General features: G+C 40.3%; 11 protein-coding genes and 1 pseudogene. 8 read left to right on the top strand and 4 right to left on the bottom strand.

Translation table 11 applies throughout. The annotated features are described in order from the left end of the window. Positions 1–42 precede the first annotated feature (42 nt). Positions 43–588, bottom strand: coding sequence for a YaeQ family protein (locus tag AACQ75_RS01930; protein WP_013868041.1), 546 nt, complete (start codon positions 586–588; stop codon positions 43–45). A 71-nt stretch (positions 589–659) separates the two neighbouring features. Continuing rightward, a complete protein-coding gene (locus AACQ75_RS01935) occupies positions 660–869 on the bottom strand; it encodes a cold-shock protein (RefSeq protein WP_010318975.1) in 210 nt (69 codons plus the stop codon). Between the two features lie 796 nt (positions 870–1,665). On the opposite strand from AACQ75_RS01935, the gene AACQ75_RS01940 reads away from it, so the two are divergent. The 4 genes from AACQ75_RS01940 to AACQ75_RS01955 all read left to right on the top strand — a co-directional run bounded on the left by AACQ75_RS01940 (position 1,666) and on the right by AACQ75_RS01955 (position 4,086). Continuing rightward, positions 1,666–2,028: a hypothetical protein gene (locus AACQ75_RS01940; protein ID WP_026027849.1), complete on the top strand. Its 363-nt coding sequence runs from the start codon at positions 1,666–1,668 to the stop codon at positions 2,026–2,028. A gap of 209 nt (positions 2,029–2,237) precedes the next feature. Next, positions 2,238–2,477, top strand: coding sequence for a hypothetical protein (locus AACQ75_RS01945; RefSeq protein WP_170889387.1), 240 nt, complete (start codon positions 2,238–2,240; stop codon positions 2,475–2,477). Positions 2,478–2,641: 164 nt separating this feature from the next. Then, positions 2,642–3,646: a response regulator gene (locus AACQ75_RS01950; RefSeq protein WP_017046016.1), complete on the top strand. Its 1,005-nt coding sequence runs from the start codon at positions 2,642–2,644 to the stop codon at positions 3,644–3,646. 2 nt (positions 3,647–3,648) lie between these two features. Beyond that, the gene (locus AACQ75_RS01955) at positions 3,649–4,086 is read left to right on the top strand and encodes a PAS domain-containing protein (RefSeq protein ID WP_094132998.1); all 438 of its coding nucleotides are present in this window, start codon (positions 3,649–3,651) and stop codon (positions 4,084–4,086) included. A gap of 78 nt (positions 4,087–4,164) precedes the next feature. Here AACQ75_RS01955 and AACQ75_RS01960 read toward each other — a convergent pair whose 3' ends face one another. Then, entirely contained in the window at positions 4,165–5,166 is a 1,002-nt protein-coding gene (locus tag AACQ75_RS01960; RefSeq protein ID WP_094132996.1) for a 2-hydroxyacid dehydrogenase, read from the bottom strand. 565 nt (positions 5,167–5,731) lie between these two features. Between AACQ75_RS01960 and AACQ75_RS01965 the strand changes: the two genes are divergently transcribed. From AACQ75_RS01965 to AACQ75_RS01980, 4 genes are all read left to right on the top strand, one after another. Beyond that, positions 5,732–6,775 (top strand): GMP reductase, encoded by a 1,044-nt coding sequence (locus tag AACQ75_RS01965; protein WP_019281666.1) that lies wholly within the window; start codon positions 5,732–5,734, stop codon positions 6,773–6,775. A 144-nt stretch (positions 6,776–6,919) separates the two neighbouring features. After that, a complete protein-coding gene (locus tag AACQ75_RS01970; protein ID WP_064626433.1) occupies positions 6,920–7,543 on the top strand; it encodes a heteromeric transposase endonuclease subunit TnsA in 624 nt (207 codons plus the stop codon). Then, entirely contained in the window at positions 7,540–9,414 is a 1,875-nt protein-coding gene (locus AACQ75_RS01975) for a Mu transposase C-terminal domain-containing protein (protein ID WP_064626432.1), read from the top strand. Before AACQ75_RS01970 ends, AACQ75_RS01975 begins: the two co-directional genes overlap by 4 nt. Next, the gene (locus AACQ75_RS01980; protein WP_064626431.1) at positions 9,411–10,373 is read left to right on the top strand and encodes a TniB family NTP-binding protein; all 963 of its coding nucleotides are present in this window, start codon (positions 9,411–9,413) and stop codon (positions 10,371–10,373) included. Before AACQ75_RS01975 ends, AACQ75_RS01980 begins: the two co-directional genes overlap by 4 nt. Before the next feature lie 1,468 nt (positions 10,374–11,841). Here AACQ75_RS01980 and AACQ75_RS01985 read toward each other — a convergent pair. Beyond that, positions 11,842–12,230: pseudogene (locus AACQ75_RS01985) on the bottom strand (diguanylate cyclase); the annotation flags it as partial.

Raw genomic sequence — 12,230 nt, forward strand, 5'->3', positions numbered from 1 at the left:
CAACTTCAAGTTGTTTGGGTATAGATACTGAAAAGTGGGCAATTAATGCTCACTTTTTATTTGTAGTGCTTGCCAAGTAATTTCATCGGAATGGCTATCGCTATCAATAAAGATAGAAGACCCACTAATCATCACTGAAATATCCATACCTCGGTTCAAGGAAGTAGAGAGTTTTTCAATCGCTGCAGCATCAAAGCGAAATAGATCGACATTGAGGTGAGAGAACTTTCCCTTGTTTTGCTCCCACCAAACCTGCGATTTCGTGTTAAAGCTGTAGACTTTCACCTGTTTTGCAAGCCGTGTGGCTTTTTTAATGCGATCAGCATCGGGTTCGCCAACTTCAATCCAGAGCTGAATTTGGTCATCTAATGATTTTAGCCAGAGATCAGGTTCTTCAATGGAAGAAAGTCCTCTAGTAAATGTTAGCTCGGGTGAAGCATTAAGACAAAACGCCAAAATGCGCGCCATCATTCGTTCGTTGCTTTCTGAAGGATGCTGAGCAATGGTGAGATTTAAAGAGTCATAATGATCGCGATTAGTATCCGTCAGCGCAATACGGAACTTATAGATTGTCGGTTTAAGAGCCATTGGAAGAATGCCAAGAGGTAAAAACGAAAATAGCCAGCAAATTGCTGGCTATTAGAATACTTAGTAAAAAATTATACTAGGCGGATGTTTTCAGCTTGAGGGCCTTTTTGACCTTGAGCTACTTCAAACTCTACCTTTTGACCTTCAGCAAGAGTGCGGAAACCGTCACCTTTAATTTGGCTGAAGTGTGCGAATACGTCTGGACCGTTTTCTTGTTGAATGAAACCGAAACCTTTAGTTTCGTTGAACCATTTTACTGTACCAGTAACTGTGTTAGCCATTTTTATACCCAAAATCAAAAAAAATTTTACAGCCGAATACGGCGCGGATAGCGTGGAAAAGTAGATTGCTATTGCGTACGACACGACGGGGGAGTTACAAGTAATCCAACGAGACGTATGTGTATACAAAGAACTGCTTTCTAGCTAGTGCAAAGTCTAGTTCAAACTTTTATCTTGTCAATCATAACTCGATAAAACTCGAAAAACTTTCTTAAAATTATTAGGTTTTATGCTCTATGTTGCATTTTCTTATGATGAGGCTTGAAATTAACATTACTATTCTATTACCCATTGACATAGTTGAAGTTTTAGCCAGGGTTAGTGGTCAGATGAGTTCGATGGTTGAAGCCGTTTATTACTGGCCAATGTTCATTGAGTGAGGAGAAGGGTTAGGTTTACTTTCCTATTTAATGGCTCTCTTTTTTGGCTGAATGATTCTCCTCAAAACTGAGGCAATTTTTCCCTATCAAATAGCATCTTTAAGTTGTTTTGGCGACAACTCGGAACGTTGCGCTGTACACATCACAAATTTGTACTTTCAATGAAATATTTACTCGGTTAAATAATTGTTACAATTAGTTCCATTTTGAAGGGTTTTTTTGGGTAATGCTATGTCCCATCTAATTTTTGGGTTTTCTGTTGTTAACCACTGATTAACAATTGTTTTATTCTAAGCCAATAAGGAAAAATTGCTTATTTTTTGAACTTGAAATTCTTATTTAATGGAGGAAAATGTATGTAAACTGAGTTTTCGAAAATGAATGGATACTTTCTCATAAAAAGAGAGGTTTACAACATGAAACTAATACTGATTTTAATGGCGTCTGTCTCGGCGGGTGTGGCCTCTGCTGATCACTTTCATTCATTTTTGCTTGGGCTTTACATCGCGTCACTCGCAGTAGGCAGCTGTTACTGGTTTGCGTTTCGAAGTACTAAAGTGCCGGAGTTTGCCCTTTTTCTTCTCATCTGTGGGCTTCTTGCTAAATTGACAGTGACCATTATCGGTGTTGCGTGGGGGATATCGGCGCAATTGATCACATCGCCTTTTATCTTTGCTTTGTCGTATCTCTTCTTCTCTATTGTCGTGACATACCTCTGGTTCAGTTATCGAGATAAATTAACCTCTGCAATCTCTAAAACAACGGCGCATCACGCGTAGCGCACTTAATACATAGCGTCTTTATGCGTAACTTACGCGTAAGATGGTTAATGTGATAGTGAACTAAATTATTTCTGTTAATGCAAAAGGGCTTCCTCACTGGGCCCTTTTGGTGCTTTTGCACTTTAGACTTTTGTCCAAGAGTGGCGCTCATCTTTTCGATATACACTGTTGGCAATGATTATTTATCTCTTGGACAAGGAAGTACTATGGGCATCGGATTATTTTGGGCAGAGAAAGTTATCTTAATACTGGGTATCATTTTTATTCTGACGAGTATTGTGCGGTATGGTAAACGTAGCCATGACTGGAAAGATGTCATCACGATGTTTTATCGTCGCATTCCCATGTCAATTGAGGAATATAAGTGGTACCGCTTGGGAGTGGCATTCATTGTTACCGCTATTGTGTTGCGGATTGCTGTACTGACCTTCTGGCCCTCACTATGAGGTTGAAATGAGCGAACATTGCTGTTTGCTAACCGATGTTTCGCTTGAGTGTGTAGCCTTTTATAATCCCTAAAACTTTTTAATTAATTTTTTGCGCAACTCGCATCTACGCGAGGTTTAGGTATACACTCTATTTATCGAATTAATAAATAGAAGGTGATTACATGTCTTTCCCCGTACTCATCTGTGATGACTCTGCACTGGCTCGGAAGCAGATGGCTCGTTCACTTCCCGCCTCTCTAAACGCCGATATTACTTTCGCAGTCCATGGTTTAGATGGCATCAAAAATCTTGAAGAGCATGATTTTAAATTAATGTTCCTCGATTTAACTATGCCTGAACTGGACGGCTACGGAACGCTAGAAGAGATGCAACGCAGAGGGATGACAACGCCTGTTGTTGTTGTTTCTGGTGATATACAGCCGAAAGCGAAAGAGCGAGTATTGGCGTTAGGGGCGCGTGCTTTTATTCAAAAGCCGATTGATAAGGACGTGTTAAATAGCGTACTACGAGAGTTAGTCGAACCGCCAACACAGCCTCGTATCGTTACGCCTATCTCCGTTGAACTACCCATCTTAAAACGTCGTGACATCTATATGGAAGTTGCGAACGTTTCGATTGGTCGAGCAGCTGATGCTCTGGCGCGGCACTTTGATGTATTTGTTCATTTACCGCTACCAAACGTCAATATTTTTGAAGTGAGTGAGCTACATATGGCACTTCGTGACTTGGCGGAAAATGATCAAGTTTCTGGTGTATGTCAAGGCTTTAGCGGTGAAGGCATTGCAGGTGAAGCACTGGTGCTCTTGAGTGATTCCAGTGTTTCTGATCTGAAAAAATTAATGAAAGTGCCAGCAGACAGTGAAGAGCTTGAAGAATTAGAACTGTTAATGGATGTATCAAACATATTAGTTGGTTCTTTTCTGAATGGATTAGGCGAGCAATCGGAGGTGCGTTTTTTTCAAAGCTCTCCAGTATTGCTTGGGCAACACATCTCCATTGACTCTGTGATCAATTCCACCGCTGGATCATTTAAAAAAACGATGACGTTTGAAGTGAGCTACAACATTGATCAAACGACGATCCGCTGTGACTTGCTCTTTATGTTTGTCGATGAGTCTCTTCCGTTGCTAGACAGTAAATTAGCGTACTTGATGGAGGATTTTTAACGATGAATCTCCCTGCAGAATTTGAACAGTTCCACTGGATGGTGGATATGGTGCAGAATGTCGATATGGGGCTGATCGTGATTAATCGTGATTACGAAGTGCAAGTGTGGAATGGATTCATGACACACCACAGCGGTATTCAAGGGCACGATGCGATTGGTAAAACCATTTTTGAACTGTTTCCTGAAATCCCCCAAGAGTGGTTTAAGCTCAAAACTAAACCTGTGTATGACTTAGGTTGTCGTAGTTTTATTACTTGGCAGCAGCGCCCATATCTCTTCAAATGTCGTAATGTTCGCCCTGTCACTCAGCAAGCCGAATATATGTACCAAAGCATTACTTTAAACCCGATGCGAACCACGACGGGTAAAATTAACTCATTGTTTTTATCAATACAGGATGCCACATCTGAAGCGTTAGCCTCTTTACAAATACGTTGATAGAATCAGGGTGTTGATGATTTCGAAGCCTCCTTTTGGTGTTTCATCAAGGAGGCTTCATATTATCGATGGGTTTAATTAATCAAGCGTTACAAGCTCATTTCCGCAACGTTGATTGTTTGCAAAGGCACGAATGTTATCCAAAGTTGTCTGAGCGATATTGTGTAGTGCATCTTCAGTCAAAAAGGCTTGATGTCCCGTAAATAGTACATTGTGGCAAGCCGATAGGCGTCTGAATACATCATCGACAATCACATCATTCGACTTATCTTGGAAGAAAAGATCCTTTTCATTGTCGTAAACATCTAAACCAAGAGCGCCGATACGACCTTGTTTCAGTGCTTCAATTGCTGCAACTGAATCGAGTAATTCACCTCGGCTGGTGTTTACAATCATCACGCCATCTTTCATTTGGGAAAATGCGTGACTGTTGAGTAAATGGTAGTTCTCTGGCGACATTGGGCAGTGAAGCGTAATCACATCACTTTGTTGGTAGATTTCCTCAAGGCTGCAGTAAGTTGCACCGAGTTCAATCGCCAGAGGGTTCTGATAAGGGTCGAAGCACAGTACATTCATTCCCAACCCTTTCAAAATGCGCATTGTGGCAATACCAATTTTTCCTGTGCCAACAACTCCCGCGGTTTTACCGAAGAAGTTAAACCCGACCAACCCCTCTAATGAGAAGTTAGCGTCTCGGGTACGTTGGTACGCCTTGTGAAAGCGGCGATTCAAACACATCATCATTCCTACCGTGTGCTCTGCCACCGATTCTGGTGAATATGCGGGCACTCGCACCACTTGAATACCCAGCTCTTTTGCGGCATCGAGATCGACTTTATCAAATCCGGCACAGCGCATTGCGATAAGCCTCGTCCCATTTTCATACAATTGGCTCAATACTGGGCGACTTAAGTCGTCATTCACAAAGGCACACACCACAGTGCATCCTTGGGCCATTTTAGCTGTGGTTGGGGTGAGTCGAAAATCGTGAAAGTGCAGCGAGAAGATTTTTGTATCACTGACCTCTGAGAAAGAACTCGCGTCATAAGATTTTGCGCTGAAAAATGCAATGTTGATCATGTTCTCTTCCTAATTAGACTTATAATTTTCACTATAAATACGCCTAATATCACAGAAAATAAACCACAAAATAACTATGTCTTTGGGATGGTAGGAGTTGCGGGGGGATGTCACTAAAATCGAAAACGGACGGATTAATGATAAACATTCACCACAATCTGTAAAAATCGCCGATAGAAATGTCTGAGTCACCTCTTTTGTGAGCGTGATTTCTCTCACGTTTTCGGCGCAATGCTGAACAAGGTAACGTTTGCTTATTGTATGAAAGCTTTCGCTAAAATGATGCGTTCTTTAATAACGTATTGAAAAATAAAAATTTACACGATGAGTATTTGAGAGAGATGGACTTGAGAAGTGTCGGATATGAAAGTTTCGAGATAGTACCACAAAAAAAATGCAAATATCAGACTTGCCGATAAGAAATCCGGGCCTATAATGCTGAAAACCGGAGCGTCTGCCAACGCTCCGGTTTTTTTGTGTCCAAAATGTACTGACGTCTGCCAACGAAGGTACTACGCACTCTGCAAAAGAGACACAAATGGTCAATTAATCAAGGAATTACATAATGCGTATCGAACAAGAACTTAAGTTAGGTTTTAAAGATGTCCTGTTTCGCCCTAAGCGTTCAACACTAAAAAGCCGTTCTCAAGTAAATTTAACCCGCGATTTTACATTCAAGCATAGTGGGCGTCAATGGTCCGGCGTGCCTGTTATTGCGGCGAATATGGACTCGGTAGGCAGTTTTGCTATGGCAAAATCACTTGCTGAACATGAGGTAATGACAGCGGTTCATAAACATTACTCAGTAGCTGATTGGGCTGAGTTTGTTAAAAACGCCGATGCATCAACACTTAAGCATGTGATGGTTTCAACTGGCACATCTGATGCTGATTTTCAAAAAACCAAAGATATCATGGCGCTTAGTGACGATCTGATTTTCATTTGTGTTGATATTGCTAACGGCTACTCTGAGCACTTGGTCGATTACGTACAACGCGTGCGTGCGCAATTTCCAGATAAAGTGATCTCAGCTGGTAATGTTGTCACCGGAGACATGTGCGAAGAGCTCATTCTAGCGGGTGCGGATATCGTAAAAGTTGGTATCGGCCCGGGCTCGGTTTGTACCACTCGCGTGAAAACAGGTGTTGGTTATCCTCAGCTTTCAGCCATTATTGAATGTGCCGATGCGGCGCATGGATTAGGCGGGTGTATCATTGGTGATGGTGGCTGCACATGCGCAGGTGACGTTTCTAAAGCCTTTGGTGGTGGCGCTGATTTTGTCATGCTTGGTGGCATGCTAGCAGGCCATGAAGAGTCTGGCGGCGAAGTGTTTGAAAAAGAGGGCGTGAGCTACATGAAGTTCTACGGCATGTCGTCACAGTCTGCAATGGCGAAGCACTCTGGCGGCGTTGCAAAATACCGCGCAGCGGAAGGCAAAACTGTATTGCTACCTTTCCGTGGCAGCGTTCACGACACCATCTCTGATATTCTTGGTGGTGTGCGTTCAACTTGTACTTATGTCGGTGCAGCTAAGTTAAAAGAGCTCACAAAGCGCACCACATTTATCCGCGTACAAGAGCAAGAAAATAACGTGTTTGGCCGAGAGTAAATCAATAGTTTTAACAACCATTGTAAATACAACCATACATTGCAATAAAACAACCATACGTTGAAATTTAAACAACCATACCTTGCTTCTGTATAAAAAGTGTACCACACTTTTGAAAGTTTACTACAGGTGTGGTTGTTTGATATGAAAAAACGAATCCTTAAAAATTCCAAAGTTAAGAACATTTCACGTTTTGTGAGCTTGAAGACAGATTCAGTTCAAACGACAGAATCCGATCTTGAATTTGATGCATGTTTCCATTTTGAATTTGCTCCGCAGATAAAAACATTCGAAACTCAACCATTGGGTTTTAAATATCGGATGAACGGACGTTTACGTCGATACACTCCTGATATGCTTTGCTATTTTCATGATGGTTATGCACCATATTATGAAGTTAAGCCTAAATGGGTAACTGAACAGGATGAATTTAAAGAAAAATTTGATGCGCAGAGGCAACAAGCAATTGCCAACGGACACGATTTACTCGTTCTGACAGAAGAGGATATTCAAATTTACCCTTTATTAGATAATTTGAAGATCATTCATCGCTATGCTTGTTCTGATAATCTTGATGATGTTCAGATTAGGCTTTTAAAGTTATTCCAAAATTACGGTGAAATGCGAATTTCGCAAGTATTAAAAGCTAGTCAGGGACAATCTGCATCTATATTGCCTGCGCTATATGATTTAATTGCAAAAAAAATTCTAGAGTTTGATTGGCATTGTCCAATTAGCCATGATTCTCTTATCTGGAGAGTTTCATGAGCGACAACTCTGAAGATGTTCATGCTTTTGGTGGTTTTTTCTCAGAGAAAAGCTCAGTTATTTCTGTGCCTAAGACATCAAAGGGTGCACCATTTGGGACCGAACTTCAAGAAAGGTATCAAGACCTATTTTCATTCGATGAAAAACGAAGAGATGAGGCAATTCATCGATACAACATATTAGATTACCTTATTGAATTGCATGGCCCTAGTCTAACCTTAAAGAAAATATTGGGTTCGATGAAAGGCCTTGAAGATAAATTTTATCCGAATGTACCATCTCCTCCATCGATATATCGTTATTGGAATACGTATAAGAAATCTGGTTTTGTACTTTCTTATTTGGTTCCTGGAGTAACTAGCGGTAATAGAGCTCCTCGGAAGGCCTTGGAACTGGAAGAGTACATAGATAACGCTATAAAGTCGTATTTTTCGGAAGAGTCTCCGACAATTCAACAAGCCTTTACGTTATTAGAAGTTGAATTGGATCGACATAATGAGTGTAATGACACCCAATTAACTTTTGAATACGAATCCTTTAGAAAACGAATTGTTAAAAAGCCAGATTATGAAAGGTTGCTAATTAAAAAAGGAAAAAAAGCCGCCGATACATTCTACAAGAAAGTCGGACACCGACCGGAAACGACTCGAGTTTTACAGCGTGTTGAAGCTGATCACACCCGCTTAGATTTGTTTGTGATTGATGATGCTCGTACGCTTCCTCTTGGGCGTCCGTGGCTTACATTACTTTTTGATACTCATACGAAAAGTGTGGTTGGCTTCTATTTGGGCTTTGAGCCGCCAAGTTATTTATCGGTTTCTCTGGCGCTAGAAAATGCTATTTTGCCTAAGGATTATGTTAAAGAATTATATCCCGATGTGAAAAATGAATGGCCATGCTACGGTTTGCCAGAACACCTCATTGTTGATAATGGAGCAGAATTTAATAGTAAAGATTTTGTTAGTGCCTGTAAAAATTTACGCATTAAGGTTAAAAAGAATCCTGTTAAAAAACCATGGTTGAAGGGTTCCGTTGAACGTTATTTCCGAACAATCAACAATAAATTGCTTTCTGGAATTCCTGGTAAGAGCTTTAGTAATATTTTTGCTCGAGGTGATTATAATCCACAAAAAAATGCGATTATTACCCGTTCGGATTTGATGAAAGTTATTCATGTTTGGCTAATCGATATATACCAATCTAGCCCTAATGGTTTAGAAACTAATATCCCTAATCTTACTTGGGCGGATGCCATGCGAAGTGCTCTTCCGCCTCGCCCATTTAAGGGGACAATAGATGAACTAAGATTTAATCTCGGTAAAAATGCTGAGATTTCATTAGACAAAAACGGTATTCGTTTTAAAAAAACACTCCGCTATTCCAGTGCGTCACTTGCTCAATATTTTGGTAAGCATACCTATGATGGTAAGAGTATTAAGGTCAAAATAAAATATGATCCTACTTGCATGGGTAAAATATACGTTCTGGATGAAGATAAGCATGAATTTTTTGCCGTTGAATCAGTGGATCCTGACTACGCATATTCAGTGTCGGAGTGGCTTCACAAAGTATGTTGCGATTATGCACGAGACCACATAAGAAATAACTATAGACATCATGATGTTATCAAAGCTTGGCGAGTGATATACGATATCATCTATGAAGCACTGCACCTATCTGGCAATGATAAGCAAACTAATATTGGGATCAGAGAAGCCTCTAAATTTGAACGGGTACGAGAGCATTCTGAGCGGACAAAATCGCAGAAAAGGCCAGAGTTATCATATATTGATGAAGATGATATCGACTGGGGAATTGATGTGGATACAGATGGCTGGAAGATTGATTCTGTTCGAGGGAATCAATTATGACGGCTTCAGTTAAAATGTTACATCAACAGGTGAAAAATATTTTTATAAGTGATGCTCAAATTGATGAAATTTTGGCAGATATAGACGAATGTCGAGAAGATAGTGATCGTATTTCTGAACCGGAATGTTTAATTGTTGTTGGTGACAGCGGTTCGGGGAAAACGACAATTATAGATAAATATTTGTCGGATAATCCGAGGATGGAAGCTAATGATGGTTCCATTATTCCCATTCTATTCACGTCTTTACCTGCAAATGCTAATCCTGTCACGGCATCAGAAAGACTGTTGTCTTCGATGGGAGATCCGTTAGCATTTAATCATGGAAAAGATCCCGCCGAGTTAATGAAAATTGTAAAGGATTTGCTCCGCGAGTGTAGGGTTGAGCTCATTATTATAGATGAATTTCAACATATGATTGATCGTAAGAGTAAGGATGTACTTCATATCACAGCTGACTGGTTAAAGATGATAATTATTGAATCAAAAATACCGGTTGTGCTTTTTGGAATGCCTTATTCAACAGAGATTTTAAGGGCGAACAATCAATTACGTGGGCGTTTTGAATCTCAACACCATTTAAAGCCATTTAAGGTAAAAAAAACGAGTGAGCGTATCAGATACAAAACATTTTTGACGATGTTAGATGCGGCGCTCCCCTTTTCAACGAAATCTGGATTGGCATCTGAAGACTTAATGAAAAGGGTTTATGTTTTTTCTAAAGGAAACATGCGGTTAATCCGTCGTTTAATCAATAAGGCCGCCAAATTTGCTTTGTTAGAAAATGCTCCGTGCATCTCTTTAATGCATTTTGCACGTGCTGCCCCCAAAGTTAGTCGAGATGCTTGCGAATCATTTAACCCATTTGACGTAGATATCAAACAACTTAAAATTATTGAGCCCTCTGATGATGTGGGTTGGGAAAACTATCTCGCGGCTAAAGGAGATGGACCCCATTAATTAATAGCCTGTTTTAAGCTAATACGAACATAATATTTATATCGCCGAAAACGCTTCGATCACCCGTTCCCTAAAATGGCTCCAAGTAACCGAACTGTATGCAGCGTAATGCTCTTCACCTGCCAAGTCACCGGTACCATCTGTCCATGTTACGCTTCCATGTGTAGTTGAGCTGCCTGAAGAGGATATACCAAATGTTCTTGGAGGGGACGGTGGTTCGTATTCACTGAATTCTCTAGGTTTAACATACAAACAAGCATCTGGAATATTTTGTACACGCCCCATGATCCCACGGGGCGTTTTAGTGTGAGAAGTTCCAATAATAAACCTATTTCCTGGAAAAATCCTTTTGATGAGGGTGTTAAGGTAACGGAAGATATGTTGCGGGTGCCATCAAAGGATATTGGTTGGGAGGATTATTATCATAACGTTCAACCCAAATACCAAAGACGCAAGGGTGGTAATATGTTTGAGTAAGGTCAAATAAAGGGATTTGAGACCCCACTTGAATAATAAGGTGAGGTTACATTAAAAAATTAAAAGTGGTTAATTATCTTGACGCGGGTCGTTATTTTTCTAAATCCAGCTCCATTGAGTAATCAACCCTCTGACTGAGAAATAACAGGTCGCTAGTCAATCGCTGTGGGCTACAGTGTATCGCATCCCGTTAATCTGGCCGCGTTTCTGATTTTAGAAAAACTCACTAATGCATTGTATGAATACATAAGCTTATTAGCTATTTTTTGTGGCATTTCTCAATCCTTCAATAATAGCGTCTTCAATTTTAAATGATTCCCAAATTTCATTTATTGCCCAATCAACCCCAACCCACAGTACAACACCTGCTAATATCGGTAGAGCAAGACTTCAACAACCACATAAGCACTAGTAGAAATAACGGTCATGGCTTTGGAAATATCATTGCCAACATGCCCAAACAAATCAACCAAATGATAATCATCATTAAGTACTAATTCGTTCGTGTTTATTCCGGCGGAGATAATTATGTTTAACACTGCTCCTTTTTTAAGGCTATTCACAGTGTCTTTGCCAAAACACCTAATTGCTTTACCGTTGGATTAGATGTTGGATGGTGTTTCTTTATATTCAAACCATTAACAACGGCATAATGAATTTTTTATCCTTCCAAAGGTTCGATATGATGATTTTTTCCTTGCCTTTAGCATCTAAGTATTAAACCACCCAGAGATTTTGTTACCTTTGTAGCAGCAACGAGGCCAACACCGATATTAAATTTAGAATGAATCTTTTCTAACAGCTTCAATGTTTCGTCATTCATTTAGGATTGCCTATGATAACCCCAAAAAATCATAGGCAGAAAATTGCAAAGTATCTTATTGCACAATTAAAAATTTATGTTTTAGTTCAGTAACTGACTTATATGTAAGGCTTTTCTACATCATTAATTGCAGACTAAACAAAGCAGCCCCCCATTATCGGTCAAAAACTACACAAACGCCGATATCACTCGCTGCTTAAAGCGCCCTAAATGTAACTCATCAAAGGGCTCATTTGAGCCATCAACTGACGTTCCATTTTTAATTGAAGAGTTCCAATCCAGAGTGGGGACGAGTATGTCACTCTGTTCAGAAGTGGCCGATTGCAGTGGGCGGATATTCAAACCGTCGATATGGAAAGCTTCATTTTGGCTCATTTTCGCAAACAGGCAGGTTTCAGGAATATCTTGCTCAATGCGTTCGGAATATTCGATAAGGCTTTGCTCTGCAAAAGTGAACAGCCAAGCCTCTTGGTTCGGCTCATCGTTCACTCTCAAAATACGGCCAAGTACTTGCCTAAAGTACAATTCGGTTTTCACTGAGCTGATATGGCAACAAA

It is taken from the genome of Vibrio sp. B1-2 (assembly GCF_963888445.1).
Taxonomy (GTDB): domain Bacteria; phylum Pseudomonadota; class Gammaproteobacteria; order Enterobacterales; family Vibrionaceae; genus Vibrio; species Vibrio anguillarum.

Coding starts and splice junctions, on each gene's coding strand:
- AACQ75_RS01930 (WP_013868041.1), bottom strand. CDS start 588: ATGGCTCTTAAACCGACAATCTATAAGTTCCGTATTGCGCTGACGGAT.
- AACQ75_RS01955 (WP_094132998.1), top strand. CDS start 3,649: ATGAATCTCCCTGCAGAATTTGAACAGTTCCACTGGATGGTGGATATG.
- AACQ75_RS01975 (WP_064626432.1), top strand. CDS start 7,540: ATGAGCGACAACTCTGAAGATGTTCATGCTTTTGGTGGTTTTTTCTCA.
- AACQ75_RS01950 (WP_017046016.1), top strand. CDS start 2,642: ATGTCTTTCCCCGTACTCATCTGTGATGACTCTGCACTGGCTCGGAAG.
- AACQ75_RS01980 (WP_064626431.1), top strand. CDS start 9,411: ATGACGGCTTCAGTTAAAATGTTACATCAACAGGTGAAAAATATTTTT.
- AACQ75_RS01945 (WP_170889387.1), top strand. CDS start 2,238: ATGGGCATCGGATTATTTTGGGCAGAGAAAGTTATCTTAATACTGGGT.
- AACQ75_RS01965 (WP_019281666.1), top strand. CDS start 5,732: ATGCGTATCGAACAAGAACTTAAGTTAGGTTTTAAAGATGTCCTGTTT.
- AACQ75_RS01940 (WP_026027849.1), top strand. CDS start 1,666: ATGAAACTAATACTGATTTTAATGGCGTCTGTCTCGGCGGGTGTGGCC.
- AACQ75_RS01970 (WP_064626433.1), top strand. CDS start 6,920: ATGAAAAAACGAATCCTTAAAAATTCCAAAGTTAAGAACATTTCACGT.
- AACQ75_RS01960 (WP_094132996.1), bottom strand. CDS start 5,166: ATGATCAACATTGCATTTTTCAGCGCAAAATCTTATGACGCGAGTTCT.
- AACQ75_RS01935 (WP_010318975.1), bottom strand. CDS start 869: ATGGCTAACACAGTTACTGGTACAGTAAAATGGTTCAACGAAACTAAA.